Origin of the sequence: Sandarakinorhabdus glacialis, from assembly GCF_014643455.1 — a bacterium.
Taxonomy (GTDB): domain Bacteria; phylum Pseudomonadota; class Alphaproteobacteria; order Sphingomonadales; family Sphingomonadaceae; genus Sandarakinorhabdus; species Sandarakinorhabdus glacialis.
In genome coordinates, this window is the sequence record NZ_BMJM01000002.1 from 214,693 (window position 1) to 230,523 (window position 15,831).

15 protein-coding genes are annotated in these 15,831 nt (G+C 66.1%); 6 read left to right on the top strand and 9 right to left on the bottom strand.

Annotated elements, in window-relative coordinates; all coding sequences use genetic code 11:
- Position 1: 1 nt before the first annotated feature.
- Together IEW98_RS03940 and IEW98_RS03945 are read right to left on the bottom strand one after the other, a co-directional pair.
- Entirely contained in the window at positions 2-1,504 is a 1,503-nt protein-coding gene (locus tag IEW98_RS03940) for a flavin-containing monooxygenase (protein ID WP_188761627.1), read from the bottom strand.
- 160 nt (positions 1,505-1,664) lie between these two features.
- Positions 1,665-2,189: a GcrA family cell cycle regulator gene (locus tag IEW98_RS03945; RefSeq protein WP_188761628.1), complete on the bottom strand. Its 525-nt coding sequence runs from the start codon at positions 2,187-2,189 to the stop codon at positions 1,665-1,667.
- Between the two features lie 64 nt (positions 2,190-2,253).
- Between IEW98_RS03945 and IEW98_RS03950 the strand changes: the two genes are divergently transcribed.
- From IEW98_RS03950 to IEW98_RS03960, 3 genes are all read left to right on the top strand, one after another.
- Positions 2,254-3,084: an ABC transporter permease gene (locus tag IEW98_RS03950; RefSeq protein ID WP_188761629.1), complete on the top strand. Its 831-nt coding sequence runs from the start codon at positions 2,254-2,256 to the stop codon at positions 3,082-3,084.
- 65 nt (positions 3,085-3,149) lie between these two features.
- The gene (locus IEW98_RS03955; protein WP_188761630.1) at positions 3,150-4,298 is read left to right on the top strand and encodes an efflux RND transporter periplasmic adaptor subunit; all 1,149 of its coding nucleotides are present in this window, start codon (positions 3,150-3,152) and stop codon (positions 4,296-4,298) included.
- The gene (locus IEW98_RS03960; RefSeq protein WP_188761631.1) at positions 4,298-7,435 is read left to right on the top strand and encodes an efflux RND transporter permease subunit; all 3,138 of its coding nucleotides are present in this window, start codon (positions 4,298-4,300) and stop codon (positions 7,433-7,435) included. The genes IEW98_RS03955 and IEW98_RS03960 overlap by 1 nt, the downstream gene beginning before the upstream one ends.
- Positions 7,436-7,519: 84 nt before the next feature.
- On the opposite strand, the gene IEW98_RS03965 is transcribed toward IEW98_RS03960, so the two are convergent.
- The 6 genes from IEW98_RS03965 to rpmF all read right to left on the bottom strand — a co-directional run bounded on the left by IEW98_RS03965 (position 7,520) and on the right by rpmF (position 11,443).
- Positions 7,520-8,254, bottom strand: coding sequence for a ParA family protein (locus IEW98_RS03965; RefSeq protein WP_188761632.1), 735 nt, complete (start codon positions 8,252-8,254; stop codon positions 7,520-7,522).
- Positions 8,255-8,256: 2 nt separating this feature from the next.
- Positions 8,257-8,691 carry a MerR family transcriptional regulator gene (locus IEW98_RS03970; RefSeq protein WP_188761633.1) on the bottom strand — a complete coding sequence of 145 codons (435 nt, stop codon included), beginning with the start codon at positions 8,689-8,691 and terminating at the stop codon, positions 8,257-8,259.
- 2 nt (positions 8,692-8,693) lie between these two features.
- Positions 8,694-9,032, bottom strand: coding sequence for an integration host factor subunit alpha (locus IEW98_RS03975; protein WP_279380343.1), 339 nt, complete (start codon positions 9,030-9,032; stop codon positions 8,694-8,696).
- A 125-nt stretch (positions 9,033-9,157) separates the two neighbouring features.
- Positions 9,158-10,129, bottom strand: a complete 972-nt coding sequence (locus IEW98_RS03980) for a beta-ketoacyl-ACP synthase III (RefSeq protein ID WP_279380339.1) — start codon at positions 10,127-10,129, stop codon at positions 9,158-9,160.
- Positions 10,126-11,208, bottom strand: coding sequence for a phosphate acyltransferase PlsX (plsX, locus tag IEW98_RS03985; protein WP_188761635.1), 1,083 nt, complete (start codon positions 11,206-11,208; stop codon positions 10,126-10,128). The genes IEW98_RS03980 and plsX overlap by 4 nt, the downstream gene beginning before the upstream one ends.
- Before the next feature lie 55 nt (positions 11,209-11,263).
- The gene (gene rpmF / locus IEW98_RS03990) at positions 11,264-11,443 is read right to left on the bottom strand and encodes a 50S ribosomal protein L32 (protein ID WP_188761636.1); all 180 of its coding nucleotides are present in this window, start codon (positions 11,441-11,443) and stop codon (positions 11,264-11,266) included.
- Between the two features lie 207 nt (positions 11,444-11,650).
- Between rpmF and recN the strand changes: the two genes are divergently transcribed.
- From recN to IEW98_RS04005, 3 genes are read left to right on the top strand one after another with little or no spacing between them, the layout of a single operon-like run.
- The gene (gene recN, locus IEW98_RS03995; protein WP_188761637.1) at positions 11,651-13,309 is read left to right on the top strand and encodes a DNA repair protein RecN; all 1,659 of its coding nucleotides are present in this window, start codon (positions 11,651-11,653) and stop codon (positions 13,307-13,309) included.
- Positions 13,310-13,321: 12 nt separating this feature from the next.
- The gene (locus IEW98_RS04000) at positions 13,322-14,614 is read left to right on the top strand and encodes a serine hydrolase domain-containing protein (RefSeq protein WP_188761638.1); all 1,293 of its coding nucleotides are present in this window, start codon (positions 13,322-13,324) and stop codon (positions 14,612-14,614) included.
- A complete protein-coding gene (locus IEW98_RS04005; protein WP_371870741.1) occupies positions 14,611-15,027 on the top strand; it encodes a DoxX family protein in 417 nt (138 codons plus the stop codon). The genes IEW98_RS04000 and IEW98_RS04005 overlap by 4 nt, the downstream gene beginning before the upstream one ends.
- Positions 15,028-15,131: 104 nt before the next feature.
- On the opposite strand, the gene IEW98_RS04010 is transcribed toward IEW98_RS04005, so the two are convergent.
- Positions 15,132-15,740, bottom strand: coding sequence for a TetR/AcrR family transcriptional regulator (locus IEW98_RS04010; RefSeq protein WP_188761639.1), 609 nt, complete (start codon positions 15,738-15,740; stop codon positions 15,132-15,134).
- Positions 15,741-15,831: the final 91 nt, after the last annotated feature.

Here is a 15,831-nt window from a genome sequence, read left to right on the forward strand (position 1 = left end):
GTTATTCGGCGGCTTCGGCGAGCAAGGGGGCCTGTGCAGCGATGGCTGGCGCGGCGCGGGTGAATTTGAGTTCGCCGTCGTCGACCTTGCCGAAGCGGAGCTCCATTGTGTCGAGGGCGTAGTTGGCGGTGACCTTCCACGGCGCGCGGTTGCCCGAATTTGGCAGGGCGTCGGCGCCGCGTTGGACGTAGCCGGAGGACAGGTCCATCGACAGGCGTTCGGAGACGACGTCAGGGCCGGGGACGGGGGTGGCGATAACGGTGCCGGTCGATTTCATGTGGTTGAGGATGCGGCCGACGTAATAGGCGATGAGGTCCGAACGCAGCGTCCACGAGGCGTTGATATAGCCGAACGACACGGCGAGGTTGGGGATGTTGGAGAACATCATGCCCTTGTAGGACAGGCAGTCGCCAGGATTGACGGGCGTGCCGTCGACGCTGACCTTCATGCCGCCCAGCGCGATCAGCTTGAGACCGGTCGCGGTGATGATGACATCGGCGGGGAGGTGCTTGCCGGATTTGAGCTGGATGCCCGACGCGTCGAAACGGTCGATCACGTCGGTTTCGACCGAAGCGCTGCCGGACTTGATCGAGGCGAACAGGTCGGCATCGGGAACGAGGCAGAGGCGCTGGTCCCAGGGGTTATAGCTGGGGGTGAAGTGTTTCTCGACGTCGTAGTCGGGGCCGAGCTCGGCGCGGACACCGTCAATAATCTGGGCCTTGATCTTGGCGGGCCGGGTGCGGGTCAAATGGTAGAACAACATGCCGAGGCTGACGTTCTTGAAGCGGATCAGGCTGTAGGCGAGCTTGGCCGGCAGGATGTTGCGGAGCTTGTCGGCGATGGCGTCGTGGCCGGGGCGGCTGACGACATAGGTCGGCGAGCGTTGCAGCATGGTCACGTGCGCGGCGGTCTTGGCGAGGACGGGGACGAGGGTTACGGCGGTGGCGCCGCTGCCGATGATGACGACCTGCTTGCCGGTGAGGTCGAGGTTTTCGGGCCAGAATTGTGGGTGGATGACCTGGCCGGCGAAGTCTGCCTGGCCGGCGAAATCGGGGGTGTGGCCCTCGGCGTAACTGTAGTAGCCGCTACACATGTAGAGGAAGTTGCAGGTGATTTCAGTGCTGGTGCCGTCGGACTTCTCGGCGGTTACGGTCCAGCTGGCGGTCTCGGAAGACCAGGCGGCGGCGCGGACTTGGTGGCCGAAGCGGATGTGGCGCTCGATATCATGCTCGGCGGCCGCTTCGTGGATGTAGCTGCGGATGCTGGGGCCATCGGCGATGGCCTTGGCGGCGGTCCAGGGTTTGAACTTGTAGCCGAGAGTATACATGTCGCTGTCGGAACGGATGCCGGGGTAGCGGAACAGGTCCCAGGTGCCGCCGATGGCGTCTCGGCCCTCGAGAATGGCAAAGCTGCGATCCGGGGCGTCGTTCTGCAGGTGGATGGCGGCGCCAATGCCGGACAGGCCGGCGCCGACAATCAGCACGTCGAAATGATCTTGGGTCATGACTCGCCTCCCCAGCGATTGATGGGCAGGTTAAGGTTTGGGGAGGGGGAGCGCAATGGGTTGGGGTGATAGGTGTGCTGTTGCGGGCGAGGGGGGACACCCCCACCCGCTCGCCGAAGGGCGAGTCGCCTCCCCCCCTCTAGGGGGAGGACAAGGAGCGTTAGCGGCGCGGCATGCCTGGCATCTGGGGGGGAGGGCGGCGGTCGCGGTCGCGGCGGGGTAGCTGGGCCTGGTAGGCGAGGAGGCAATGTTCGGTGCAATAAGGGAAACCGGCTTGCGAAGCCTTGCCGCAGAAGTGGAAGTCAGCGTCGCCAGGGTGGCCGAGCGGCCATTTGCAGATTTTCTCGTTAAGATCGAGGAGCGTGGTGCGGGCGGCCTTGCCGGTGCGGACGGGCTTTTTGGCGACAATCGGGCGCGGCGCGAGGGTCGCGGCGACCGCGGCGGGCGGGCTGTTGGGCGGGGGCGCGACCGGGGGCGCGGCGACTGCGGCCGGAGGTGCGACGACGCCGGGGTCCTCGCTGCCTTTGACGGGGGAGGGACGTGCCTCGAGCCCGAGACGATGGGCCTTGCCAATGACAGCGTTGCGGGTGACGCCTTCGCCGAGTTGTTCGGCGATCTGGCTGGCGGTCATGCCGCCTTCCCATCCGGCTTTGAGCTGGGCAATGCGTTCGTCGGTCCAGGCCATCGTTTTTCGTCCCTGTTGCCGCGGCGGGTTGCAGTCCGCGGGGTCGCGGCATTAAAGCCGTCATATGCTGTCCCCCCCAAATCCTGAAGCCCGCCACCCCGAACCCGGTGTGGTGGTGATCGCCTCAGTCAACTGGCAAGGGTTGAAGACACTGTATCTGAAGGAGGTGCGCCGGTTTTTCAAGGTGCAGTTGCAGACGATCTGGGCGCCGGCGATCACCACGCTGTTGTTCCTTGTCATTTTTTCGATCGCGCTGGGCGGGCAGAAGGGTGATGTGCTCGGTGTGCCGTACGCCGATTTCCTCGGGCCGGGGCTGATCGTGATGGGCATGATCCAGAACGCCTTTGCCAATTCGTCGTCGTCGCTGCTGGTGGCGAAGGTGCAGGGATCGATCATCGACGTGCTGATGCCGCCACTGTCGGCGGGCGAGTTGCTGGTGGCGTTCGTCGGCGGCGCGCTGACGCGGGCGTGGCTGGTCGGGATCGCGGTGTGGCTGGTGATGGCGATTGCGCCGGGTGTGGATGTGCCGATCGATAACATCTTCCTGGTGCTGTATTTCGGTACGATGGGGTCGATCATGCTCTCACTGCTCGGGGTGCTGACCGGGATCTGGGCCGACAAGTTCGATCACGCCGCGGCGGTGACCAACTTCGTCATTCAACCACTGACGCTGCTGTCGGGGACATTCTATGCCATCGACAAGATCAACCCGGTGATGGCGACGATCAGCCATGCGAACCCGTTCTTTTACGTCATCGACGGATTTCGCAGCGGCTTTATCGGTGTGTCGGACGGATTGCTCGTGCAGGGCGCGGTCGTGCTGCTGGTGGTCGATGTCGTGCTGTGGCTGGTCTGTTACCGCGTGTTGCGCACCGGGTGGCGACTGAAGGCGTAACGTTATTATCAAGAGCGACCGGGTGATGGTCGTCGTTCCAGGCGTATGCGGATTAAGATGCATTTATGAGACCTGATTCCCGTTCGCGCCTGATGGGTGCCGCCGTGCTGGTGCTGGCGCTGGCCGGGTGCGGCCGCGATGAGGACAAGGCGGGCAAGGCGCGCCCGCCGGCGCTGGTGGGCGCGATGGCGGCGGCGAATGCCGATTTCGCGCCGCGGTTGACGGCACTGGGCACGGTGACGCCGCTGCAGTCGGTGGCGGTGCGGCCGCGAACCGACGGGCAGATCACCGCGATCCTGTTCCGCGAAGGCGATAATGTTCGCAGTGGGCAGCAATTGTTCAGGCTCGACGACCGGGCGGCGCGGGCGGAACTCGCGCAGGCGCGGGCCAATGTGGCGAGCGCGCAGGCGTCGGCGGTGCAGGCGCGGGGTGATTTCACGCGCGCGGAACAGTTGGTCGGCAAGGGATTCGTGTCGGCGGCGGTGCTCGACCAGCGGCGGGCGTTGGCGGGGTCGGCCGAGGCGGCGATCAGCGGGGCGCTGGCGCAAGTCAAGAGCGCCGAGACCGCGCTCGATTATTTGACGATCCGTGCGCCGGTAAGCGGGCGGACGGGCGAGATCGGCTTTCGGCTAGGCGCGACGGTGCGGTCGAGCGACGCCGTGTCGTTGGTGACGGTGAACCAGCTGTCGCCGATCCAGGTGCGGTTCCTGGTGCCGCCCGAGCAGATCCAGCATGTGCGGGCGGCGATGGCGGGGCCGGGCCTGACGGTGACGGCACTGCCGCAGCAGGGCGGCGGGCCACCGATTGCCACGGGGCGGCTGGCGTTCCTCGATAACAACGTCGATCCGGGCAATGGATCGGTCACGGCGAAGGCCGAGTTCGTCAATGTCGGCGATGTGTTGTGGCCGGGTGCGATCGTCAACGTGCAGTTGCCGCTGGGGGCGTCGGCGCCGCGGATCGCGCTGCCGGAATCGGCTGTGCAGACCGGCCGGGATGCGCCGTTCGTCTGGGCGGTGGGCGGCGACGGCAAGGTCGTCATGCGCGACGTGACGGTGGCCGGGCGAGCGGATGGCAGGGTGTTCCTCGCCAGCGGAGTCAAGCCGGGCGAGACCATCGTTGTCGATGCGCTGTCGAAACTGAAGCCGGGCGACAAGGTCAGGACACGGGCCGGCGCGCCGCGGGTGGCGTCTGCTGCACCGGCAGTTGCCGGCTGATGTCGGTCGTGCGCCTCGCGGTCGAGCGGCCGGTGGCGACGATGTTGCTGAGCCTGGCGATCATCTTTGCCGGCATTTTTGGTTATCGGTTGCTGCCGGTGTCGGCGCTGCCCGAAGTCGATTTGCCGACGATCCAGGTGAGTGCGAATTTGCCGGGCGCCAACCCCGCAACGATGGCGTCGTCGGTGGCAACGCCGATCGAGCGGCAGCTGGCGACGATTTCGGGGATCGACCAGATCACCTCGACGTCGTCGACGGGTTCGACAAACGTCACGGTGCAGTTTGCGCTCGATCGCAACATCGATGCAGCGGCGCTCGACGTGCAATCGGCGCTGTCGGCGGTGGCGCGGCGGTTGCCGGTCGAGATGCCGTCGCCGCCAACGTTCAAGAAGGTCAATCCGGCCGACCAGGCGGTGATGATCCTTTCGGTGCGCGACAAGACACGGCCGGCAAACGAGTTGCAGACGATTGTCGACACGCTGATGATCCCGCGGATCTCGACCATGTCGGGGGTCGGCGAGGTCGTGACCTATGGCAGCCGGCGCTATGCCATTCGTATCCAGTTCGACCCGGCGGCGTTGACGGCACGCAGCCTGACGCCGGGCGATATTCGCGAGGCGGTGGCGGCGGCGAACAGCAATGTCGCGGTGGGGGCGATCACCGGCGGCGAGCGCAGCTATATCCTCGACGCCAGTGGCAATTTGCAACGTCCCGAGGATTTTGCGCAGATCATCGTGGCGTCGCGGGGCGGCCTGCCGGTGCGGCTGGGCGACGTGGCGAAGGTCATCAGCAGCTATGAACAATTGCGCGGCGGGGCGAAGTTCAACGGCGAACCGTCGCTGACGGTGGCGATCACGCGCCAGCCGGGCGCCAATGTGGTCAAGCTGGTCGACGACGTGACGGCGATGCTGCCGGCGATCCGCGAGTCGCTGCCGCCCTCGGCCGAGATCGAGATCATCGTCGACCGGTCCGAATCGGTGCGGGAATCGGTGGCGGACGCGCAATATACGCTGGTCGGGACGGCGTTGCTGGTCATTTTGGTGATCTACCTGGTGCTCGGCGATGCGCGCGCGACGATCATCCCGGCGGTCGTGCTGCCGCTGGCGGCGGTGGGCACGTTCGCGGGCATGCACTTGTTCGGGTTCAACCTCGATAATCTTTCGCTGCTGGCGTTGACGCTGGCGACGGGGTTCGTCGTCGACGATGCGATCGTCGTGCTCGAGAATATCGTGCGGCATATCGAGGACGGCGAGCCGCCGCGCGAGGCGGCGGTGACCGGGGCCAACGAGATTGCCTTTACCGTGATGTCGATCTCGGTGTCGCTGGTCGCGGTGTTCATCCCGCTGCTGTTCATGGGGGGTGTGATCGGGCGGCTGTTCTTCGAGTTTGCGGTGACGATGACGATCGCGATCGGCATTTCGGCGGTGCTGTCGCTGACGCTAATCCCGATGATCGCGGCGCGGGTGCTCAAGCCGGGGCACCAGGAGCCGAACAGCCGGGTGGCGCGGGCGTCAACGCGGGCATTCGGCAAGATGCAGGACGGCTATATGCGGGCGTTCGATGCGACGTTGCGGCATCGCAAGCTCGTCGGTCTGCTGACAATCCTGTCGGTAGGTGTGGCGATCTGGGGCTTTACCGTTGTTCCCAAGGGATTCTTTCCGATCGAGGACAACGGCGCGATCTTCGTCGGCACCGAGGCAGCGCCGGATATCGGCTATGAGCAGATGCTCGCCAAGCAGGACGCGGTGGCACAGATCGTGCGCGACGATCCGGCGGTGGAGCGGGTCAACAGCTTCCTGGGCGGGGGCGGGTCGAACATCGGGCGGATGTTTGCGCCGTTGAAGCCGCGTTCGGAGCGCGACGCCGCGGACGTGGTGCAGGCGCGGTTACGCAAGAAACTAGCGCAGGTGCCCGGCATCCAGGCGGTGCCGAACGTGCCGCAGAACCTGACCCTGGGCGGCCGGGCGTCGTCGTCGAATTACCAATATACGATTTCGGCGGTCGACAAGGACCAGCTTTATGCGTTCGCGCCGCAGCTCGAGGCGCGGCTGCGGTCGACGCCGGGGTTCGAGGACGTGACGTCGGATTACCAGCGCGGCGCGCGGCAGGCGATGATCGAAGTCGATCGTGATGCGGCGAGCCGGTTGGGCGTGCCGGTCGCGGCGATCCGCCAGACGCTGTACGCGGCCTATGGCAACCAGCAGGTGTCGACGGTCTATACCGATGTCGACAGTTACCAGGTCATCCTCGAGATTTCGCCGGACCAGCAGATGACGCCTGACGGCATCGGACAGTTGATGGTGCGCGGCAGCGCCGCCGGGGGCGAAGTCGGCCGGATGGTGCCGTTGTCGGCGGTTACGCGGATAGCGATCGGGGGCGCGCCGAGCGTGGTCGCGCACCAGAGCCAGCTGCCGGCGGTGACGATCTCGTTCAACCTGGGCAAGGGCGTGGCGCTGTCGCAGGCCAAGCCGATGATCGATGCGGCAGCGGCCGAACTCGGGCAGCCGGCAACTATCAGCGGGGCATTCGGCGGCAATGCCCAGCAGTTCGAATCATCGACTGAATCGATGCCGCTGTTGTTCATCGCGGCGATCATCGTGATCTATATCGTGCTCGGGGTGCTGTACGAGAGTTTCGTCCATCCGGTGACCATCCTGTCGGGGCTGCCGGCGGCGGGGATCGGGGCGGTGGCGTTCCTGTGGTTGTTCAACATGCCGCTCGATGTCATTGGCATCATTGGCGTCGTGCTGCTGATCGGCATCGTCAAGAAGAACGCCATCATGATGATCGATTTCGCTTTGGCCGGGCAAAGAAAGCATGGCTGGACGCCGGTTTATGCGATCCGCGAGGCGGCGTCGAAGCGGTTTCGGCCGATCATGATGACGACGTTTGCGGCGATGGCGGCAGCGGCGCCGCTGGCGCTGGGGATTGGCGCGGGAGCGGAGTTGCGCCAGCCTTTGGGTATTGCGGTGCTTGGCGGATTGATGGTCAGCCAGGTGCTGACGTTGTTTATCACGCCAGTGGTTTACCTGGGGATCGAGGGGTTGAGTGCACGGGTTCGGCAGCGGCGCGGGGCGGCGGAGGTGCGGGATTTGCCGGTGGCTGCCGGTGAGGCCGAGCGGGTTGCGGCGGAGTAGTTTAGGCGTCGGGCTGGGAGGGCCTTGCGGCGCGGTGGATGCTGAAACGAGTTCAGCATGACGAACCCTTTTTAGGAACCGCTCTTACGGAAGCCGGGTCAGGGCGCGTTCGACATCGGTCCAGAGCGACGACAGGGCCTTGGCGGCCGGCGATTTTGGGGCCTTGACGAGGACCGGGAGGCGGGTGGTGGCCATGGCTTCGATCGCGGCGGCGTAGGGGATCGAGGGGCGATCGAGGGCGGCGGCGATGGTGACGCGGTGCAGCGCTTTGCGGCGATCGACCATGGTGAAGACCGGCAGGACGACGGGGGTGTTGCCCTTGTGGTGGCGGGCGAGATGATCGATCAACTGATCGAAGGCGCGCATGCTGAGCGGCGACGGGAGCATCGGGACGACGAGCAGATCGACGGCGCGAAAGACCTGGTCGGCGAGTTCGGTCAGGCCGGGGGGGCAATCGAGGATGACGCGGTCGTAGTCCTTGTCGAGCGACTTGATGAGCTTTTTGAGCAGCTTGGCCTTGTCGCTTTCGACGAGCTGTTTTTCGAGCTGGCGCAGCGATTTGTCGGCGGCGAGCACGTCGAGATTGGGAAAGTCGGAAGCCTGGATGAGCGTCGATAGCTCGCCTTCGGCGATGCCCTTGCGCGCCGACAGGCGCGGGCTGGCGGCGAGGCGCAGCGTGTAGGTCGCGGCACCCTGGGTATCGAGATCCCAGAGCAATGTCCGGCGTGCCGATAGTGTCGCTGCGGCATGGGCGAGATTGACCGCCAGAGCCGTCTTGCCGACGCCGCCTTTGACGCTGAAGACCGCCAGGCTGCGCATGGTCAAGCCGCCAGGGCGGTGCGCAGCCGGTCGCGAATCTGGATCAGGGCGGCAAGGTCGACGATTTGCGCAGTCGGCGATGACGGTTCGCGCGGGATGCTGGCCATCGGCGGCGTTGGTGGCGTTGGGGCCGGGGCCGGCGCTGTGACTTCGGGGTCCTTGGCGCGGACCCGTTCGCGGCCGCCGGCGAGCGCAAGCTGGGCACCGCGGATGGTCAGCCCTTCGTCGTGGAGCATGGCGCGGATGGTTTCGAGCAGCGCCATGTCGGCAGGACGGTAATAACGGCGATTGCCGCCCCGCTTGAGGGGTTGCAGTTGGGTAAAGCGGGTCTCCCAGAAGCGGAGCACATGCTGGGGCACGCCGACGACTTCGGCCGCTTCGCTGATCGTGCGAAAAGCGCGTTCGGATTTCTCGGTCGAAGGTGCCTGCGGTGCCATGGTCAGGCCTTTGACGGCCGGTTGATGGCTTCGCGGAGCAGTTGGCTCGGGCGGAAGGTCAGCACGGTGCGCGGTTCGATGGGGACTTCGACGCCGGTCTTGGGATTGCGACCGATGCGCAGGCCCTTCTTGCGCAGGACGAAGCTGCCGAACGAGGAAATCTTGACGTTATCGCCGGCCAGCAGGGCATCGCCGATCCGATCGAGCACGGTTTCGACAAGGGCGGCCGATTCGGCGCGTGAAAGCCCGATCTCGCCGTGTACCGCATCCGCAAGGTCTGCCCGAGTAAGACTGCCGGCGGCGATGCTTTCCGTCTTTGCCATGTTCTTCCCCTCTTGAATGATATTCGCCCGTGCGGCGAGTCGGCGTACGTTAACGCAGCTGCAACTAATACGCTACCTTACGGTTACTGTCGGCAGGCCGCCATCGGCATTAGGTATGCCACTACCAAATGTATCGGGAAAGACTACCAGCGAACTGCGGCAGCGCCCCAGGTGAAGCCGCCGCCCATGGCCTCCAATAGCACTAAATCATTGGATTTGATACGTCCGTCGCGGACGGCGACATCGAGAGCGAGGGGGACCGATGCCGCCGAGGTGTTGGCGTGGCGATCGACGGTGACGACGATGCGGTCCATCGAAAGGCCAAGCTTGCGGGCAGTGCCCTCGAGTATGCGAAGGTTGGCCTGGTGGGGAATGACCCAGTCGACATCGGTGGGTGCGAGGCCGGCAACGGCGAGAGTCTCGGTCATCACGCTGGCGAGATTCGTGACGGCGTGGCGGAAGACCTCGCGGCCCTTCATGCGCAGCTTGCCGGTGGTGCCGGTCGAGCCGGGGCCGCCATCGACATAGAGAAGGTCGTTGTAGCGGCCGTCGCTGTGCAGGCGGTGGGCAAGGATGCCGCGATCGGCGGGCGAGCCGGTGCCGGTTTCGGCGCGCAGGACGACGGCGCCGGCGCCATCGCCGAACAGGACGCAGGTGCCGCGGTCTTCCCAGTCGAGGATACGCGAGAAGGTCTCGGCGCCGATGACAAGCGCGGTGCGGTGGGCGCCCGAGGTCAGCATCGCGTCGGCGACCGACAGTGCATAGAGGAAGCCCGAGCAGACCGCGGCCACATCGAAGGCGACGCCGTGGATCATGCCGAGCTTGTGCTGGATGACCGTGGCACAGGCGGGGAAGGTCTGGTCCGGGGTGGCGGTGGCGACGATGATGAGGTCGACGTCGGTCGCGGTGATGCCGGCCGCGTCGAGGGCGCGCTGGGCGGCGGCGAGGCCGAGGTCGGAGGTGAATTCACCTTCGGCGGCGATGTGGCGCTGGCGGATGCCGGTGCGCTCGATGATCCATTCGTCGCTGGTATCGACGCGGGCGGCAAGCTCGGCGTTGCTGAGGATGTGGGCGGGCAGATAGCTGCCGGTGCCGATGATGCGGGCGCGGATCACTTGGCGACTTCGACGGCCGACGTATCGGGCCGGTGTGCCCGAAAATTGGCGAGATCGTGGAGAATGCGTTCGCCGACATTATCGGCGATCAGGTCGTGGGCGACACCGATGGCATTGGCGATACCGCGGACATTGGCCGAACCATGGCTTTTGACGACGATGCCGTTGAGACCGAGAAAGACGGCGCCGTTGTGGGCGTTGGGATCGAGGTGGGCGCGCAAAGCCCGCAGAGCACCACGCGACAGGAGATAGCCGAGCTGCGTCAGCCACGATGACTTGAAGGCGGCGGTGAGCAGGCCGACGACGAGGCGGCCAGTGCCTTCGGCGGTCTTGAGCGCGATATTGCCCGAGAAACCGTCGGTGACGATGACGTCGACATTGCCCTGGCCGATCTTGTCGCCTTCGACGAAGCCTTCGAAGATCATCGGCAGGTTTGCACCGCGCAGCAGGGCGGCGGCCTCCTTGAGCTCGTCGGTGCCTTTGAGCTCCTCGACGCCGATGTTGAGCAAGGCGACGCGGGGGCGTTCGAGGCCCAGCACGGTGCGCGCAAAGGCGGCACCCATGACGGCGAACTGGACGAGATTTTCGGCGTCGCATTCGGTGTTGGCGCCAAGATCGAGGACGACCGAGTCGTTCTTGAGGGTGGGCAGCAGCGCGGCGAGGGCAGGGCGGTCGATGCCGGGCATGGTGCGCAGCGCGAACAGCGCCATCGCCATCAGCGCGCCGGTATTGCCGGCGGAGACCGCGGCATGGGCGAGGCCGTCCTTTACCGACTGGATCGCCATACCCATCGACGAGGTACGCGAGCGGCGCAGCGCCTGGCTGGGCTTGTCGGTGCCGAGGACGACTTCGTCGGTGTGGACGACGGTTGCCGTCGCTGCGAGGCGCGGACAATGTGGCAGTTCGGCCCGGATGCGATCCTCGGGGCCATGAAGGCGGAAGACTAGCCGGGGATAGCGTTCGGACGCGACTTCGGCGGCAGCCATCACGTCGGCCAGCCCGGCATCGCCGCCCATCACGTCGAGCGCGATGGTCGGGGAATCCAGCCTGGGCTTTATAGCGAGGGGCCTGACGGTCATGATGTCGTCGCCTGCCCCCCGGAAGCCTGTTCAGTCAATCGAATGCAGGCCTGGCTCAGGCCTGAATTTCGACGACTTCGCGGCCGTTGTAGTGGCCGCAACCGCCGCACAGATGGTGGGGCTGCTTCAGTTCGCCGCAATTAGGGCATTCCTGGAACGGCGTCGGCGAAAGCGCGTGGTGGCTGCGACGCATATTGCGGCGTGAAGGCGAAGTCTTGCGTTTAGGAACGGCCATGCGGCACCTGTCATCTTGGCTTGCGGTTTAAGCTTAGCGCATTGAGGCTGAGCCTGCGTATTCCGGCAATTTCTTGCCGCGGCACGCCCCGGGTTGAGTGAAGGAGCGGCGTATAGGGATTTTTGGGTTTCGCGCAAGTGGAAAGGGCAGGATGGATCGCTGCGCAGCGGGGGAGACCTTTCGCAAAAGCGGTTGTAAGGATGCGCTGTGCTGACCCTGCTCGATATCCGCAACGTGGTGCTCATCGAAGCGCTGGCACTCGATTTCGCCGATGGGCTGTCGGTGCTGACCGGCGAGACCGGCGCCGGCAAGTCGATCCTGCTCGACGCGCTCGGGTTGGCGATGGGAGCGCGCGGCGATGCGGCGCTGGTGCGGCACGGGGCCGATTCGGCGCGGGTGACGGCGCAGTTCGACGTCGGTCCGGCGCATCCGGCGCGGGCGTTGCTGGCGGCAAACGACATCGAGGCCGATGGCGACATCATCCTGCGGCGCCAGGTCAAGGCCGATGGCGGCAGCCGCGCCTTTATCAACGACCAGCCGGTTTCGGCGGTGCTGCTGCGCGAGGCCGGCGCGGCGCTGGTCGAGATCCACGGCCAGTCCGACGATCGCGGCTTGCTGGCGGCGCGGGGGCACCGGGCGCTGCTCGATGGCTTTGGCGGGCTGACGGGGCAGGTCGCGGGCGTACGCGCGGCGTGGAGTGCGTGGCAGGCGGCGGCAGCGGCGGAGACGATTGCAGCGGCGCAGCTGGAGGCCGATGCGCGCGATCGCGAATGGCTCGAGCATGCGGTCAAGGAGCTTGAAGCGCTGAACGCCAAGCCGGGCGAGGAGGCCGAGCTCGCCGAAGACCGGGCGTCGATGCAGAAAGGCGCACGGCTGACCGATGACCTGTCGGCGATAGAGGTGTTGTTGACCGGCAAGGATGGCGGGGTCAGCCAGTTGGCGCAGGCGGCGCGGCGGCTCGACCGGATCGGCGCCGAGCATCCGTTGCTGGGCGAGGCGCTGGAGAGCCTCGATCGCGCGCTGGTCGAAGCCGGTGAGGCGGAGGATCGCCTTCTGGCAGCGGTACAGGCACTCGATGCCGATCCGGCGCGGCTGGAGGCGACCGAGACGCGGTTGTTCGAATTGCGGGCGATGGCGCGCAAGCACCGTGTCGAGGCGGATGCGCTGGCGGAGCTTGCCGAGACATTGCAGGCGCGGGCCGAGGCGCTGGTGGCGGGGACGAGCAGTTTGAAGGCCCTGGCGGCGGCGACGACGGCGGCGCGGAGTGCGTATAGGACCGCGGCGACGGTGCTGGGCAAGGATCGGCTGGCGGCAGCGGTGCGGCTCGACAAGGCGGTGGCGGGGGAATTGGCACCGTTGAAGCTCGATGCGGCGAAGTTCCGGACGGTGGTGGCGGCGCAGGCGGAAAGTGGCTGGGGACCCGAGGGCGCCGAGCGCGTCGAGTTCGAGATTTCGACCAATCCGGGAGCGCCGTTTGCGCCGCTGATCAAGATCGCGTCGGGCGGCGAGCTGTCGCGGTTCGTGCTGGCGTTGAAGGTGGCGCTGGCCGAAACCGGGAGCGCGGGCACGATCATATTCGACGAGATCGACCGCGGCGTCGGCGGCGCGGTGGCAAGCGCGATCGGTGAACGGCTGGCGCGGCTGGCGGGGGGCACGCAGGTGCTGGTGGTGACCCACAGTCCACAGGTGGCGGCGCGCGGCGCGCACCAGTGGCGGATTGCCAAGGCGAGCGACGGCGCGGTGACGCGGACGGCGGTGGTGCCGCTGTCGGCGAACGAGCGCCGCGAAGAGATTGCCCGGATGTTGTCGGGCGCGGATGTTACGGACGAGGCGCGGGCACAAGCGGCGGTCCTGCTGGCGCATTAGGGGAGACTGGGGATGACGATGGAATTGAGCCGGCGCGGGATGCTGGGCACGATCGCGGCGACGGCGTTTGCAGCGCCGGCGCTGGCGCGCGCGAAGACTGGGTTTGGCGCGGTGCAGACGCTGATCGAGAGCTATGTCACGTCGGGCAAGGTGCCTGGCGCGGTGGTGGCGATCGTGCGGCCGGGGGCGTTTCGGCCGGAATATCTGATGGCGGGCAAGGCGGCGTTCGGCGCCGATTCTAAAGGGGGTGGCGCGCCGGTGTCGCCGGATACGCTGTGGCGGATATATTCGATGACCAAGCCGGTCACGGCGATGGCGGTGATGCAGCAAGTCGCGGCGGGCAGGCTGGCGCTCGACATGCCGATTTCCGCGGTGATGCCGGAATTTGCCAACATGCGGGTGCTGGTCGATCCGGCGAAGGGGCTCGAATCGCGGCCGGCGGCGGGGCCGATCACGGTGCGGCACCTGCTGACCCACACGGCGGGGCTGACGTATACGATTGTTGGCAACGGGCCATTGGAGAAGGAATACCGCCGGCTCGGGCTGTTTCCCGGCAGTGCCACGTCGGGCACCCAGCCGGGGGATGGCAAGGTGCCGAACTTGCAGGGTTTTGTCGCCGGGTTGGCGAGCCTGCCGCTGTATGGCGAGCCGGGCAAGAGCTGGCGCTATTCGGTGGCGCTCGATCTTGCAGGCGGAATGCTCGAGCGGCTGACGGGCAAGAGCTTCGACGCGGTGCTTGATGAGCAGCTGTTTCGGCCTTTGGGAATGGCCAATACCGGCTTCCAGGTGCGGCCAGGGCAGTTGCCGAAACTGTCGTCGAACTATGCCTGGGTGAAGCCCGATCTGACGCCGCTGAATGCGCCGGTGCTGATCGATGGCCCGCTTCGGAGCGACTGGATCGGGCCGCCGAAGCTGTTGGCGGGCGGCGCGGGGCTGCTGTCGTCGGCGCGGGACTATGCACGCTTCGGGCAGATGTTGCTCAACGAGGGGCTGTTCGAGGGGCGGCAGGTGATGCCGCGCGGGGTTGCCCGGCTGGCGACGTCGAACCTGTTGCCGGTCGGCGTGTTCCAGGACGGCACCAACGGCTTCGGCGCCGGCGGGCGCGTGACGTTGTTCGATACGGTGGCAAAGCTGCCGGAAGGTAATGCGGTCGGCACCTATGGGTGGGGGGGAGCGGCGGGGACGTTGTTCCAGGTCGACCGGGTGCGGCAGATGGCGGTGATCGTGATGCTGCAATATCTGCCGCAGCAGCGGTTTCCGCTCGGCAAGGAACTGCAGGCGGCGATCAATCGGGATGTGGCGTGACTTTGCGCCGCCGCGAACTGGTCCGCGCCGGGCTGCGGTGGGTGCTGGCGGTGCTGTATTTCACTGTCGGGGTCATCCATTTGCGGTCGCCGGATTCGTTCCTGGCGATCATGCCGGGGTGGGTACCGTCGCCGCGCAACGTCGTGCTGTTTACGGGGGTTTGTGAGATAATGGGCGCTGTTGGGCTGATGGTTCCGAAGTTGCGCTGGTTCGCGGGGGCGGCGCTGGCGGCTTATGCTGTTGGGGTTTTTCCGGCCAATATCAAGCACGCGATGAATAGTGTTGCCATTGGGGGTGAAGTGCTGGGATGGGGATATCATGCGCCGCGACTGCTGTTTCAGCCGGTGTTTGTTTGGTGGGCGCTGTTTGCTGGCGGGGTGGTGGATTGGCCGTTTGGACGGGTTCGGGATTAGCTTGAGGGGTTCGCTGATGGCTTTTGTTTCGACGGGGGGACACCCCCACCCGGGCCGCGCAAGGGCGCGTCTCTCGCCTCCCCCCTCTAGGGGGAGGATGAAGGTTAGCGTAGGCCGTTGGTGATCAGGTCGGCGGCGACTTTGGCGACGGCTTCGGGGGTGAGGGTTTCGTCCCAGACGCCGAAGCGCAGGCCGAGGAAGACGTTCATGCCCATGATGGCCCAGGCGCGGATGGTCATGTCACTGTCACTGATCTCGCCGCGGCCGAATGCGGCGGTCAGTGAGGCTGCATAGCCTTCGGCGATGTCGTTGTAATGCTTGCGGTATGCGTCTTCGGCGACAAAGGCGCTTTCGTCGATGATGCGGTACAGCGCCTTGTTCTGGCGGACGAAGGCGACAAAGGCGGCGATGCCGGCGCGTTCGCCCGACAGGCGGTCGGGAGCGGCGAGGATGACCGGCGCGACGGTTTCGCGGACCTGGGCGCTCATGTCGCCGACAAGCGCCCGGAAGACCGCCTCCTTCGATTCGAAATAGGTGTAAAAGCTGCCGATGGCGACGCCGGCGCGCTGGGCGATGCGGGCGATGGCAGCCTCGTGGAAGCCGCGTTCGCCGAACTCCCCGGCGGCCGCATCGAGCAGCAACCGCAATGTCTTGTGGCCGCGTGCGGTCTTTGGAGTCTTGGTAAGGCCTTGCGTCTTTTGGGTCACATTCATGCGCAGTTTCTGCCGCCTAGTTGAATAGTGGTTCAGGTTTCAGTATTGCATCGGTCAACGACGCGCAACTAGCGCGCTGCCCCTTGGGAGA

Bases quoted from the DNA above. Each gene is read 5' to 3' on its own strand.
- IEW98_RS03940 (WP_188761627.1), bottom strand. From the start codon at position 1,504: ATGACCCAAGATCATTTCGACGTGCTGATTGTCGGCGCCGGCCTGTCC.
- IEW98_RS03945 (WP_188761628.1), bottom strand. From the start codon at position 2,189: ATGGCCTGGACCGACGAACGCATTGCCCAGCTCAAAGCCGGATGGGAA.
- IEW98_RS03950 (WP_188761629.1), top strand. From the start codon at position 2,254: ATGCTGTCCCCCCCAAATCCTGAAGCCCGCCACCCCGAACCCGGTGTG.
- IEW98_RS03955 (WP_188761630.1), top strand. From the start codon at position 3,150: ATGAGACCTGATTCCCGTTCGCGCCTGATGGGTGCCGCCGTGCTGGTG.
- IEW98_RS03960 (WP_188761631.1), top strand. From the start codon at position 4,298: ATGTCGGTCGTGCGCCTCGCGGTCGAGCGGCCGGTGGCGACGATGTTG.
- IEW98_RS03965 (WP_188761632.1), bottom strand. From the start codon at position 8,254: ATGCGCAGCCTGGCGGTCTTCAGCGTCAAAGGCGGCGTCGGCAAGACG.
- IEW98_RS03970 (WP_188761633.1), bottom strand. From the start codon at position 8,691: ATGGCACCGCAGGCACCTTCGACCGAGAAATCCGAACGCGCTTTTCGC.
- plsX (WP_188761635.1), bottom strand. From the start codon at position 11,208: ATGACCGTCAGGCCCCTCGCTATAAAGCCCAGGCTGGATTCCCCGACC.
- rpmF (WP_188761636.1), bottom strand. From the start codon at position 11,443: ATGGCCGTTCCTAAACGCAAGACTTCGCCTTCACGCCGCAATATGCGT.
- IEW98_RS04000 (WP_188761638.1), top strand. From the start codon at position 13,322: ATGACGATGGAATTGAGCCGGCGCGGGATGCTGGGCACGATCGCGGCG.
- IEW98_RS04010 (WP_188761639.1), bottom strand. From the start codon at position 15,740: ATGAATGTGACCCAAAAGACGCAAGGCCTTACCAAGACTCCAAAGACC.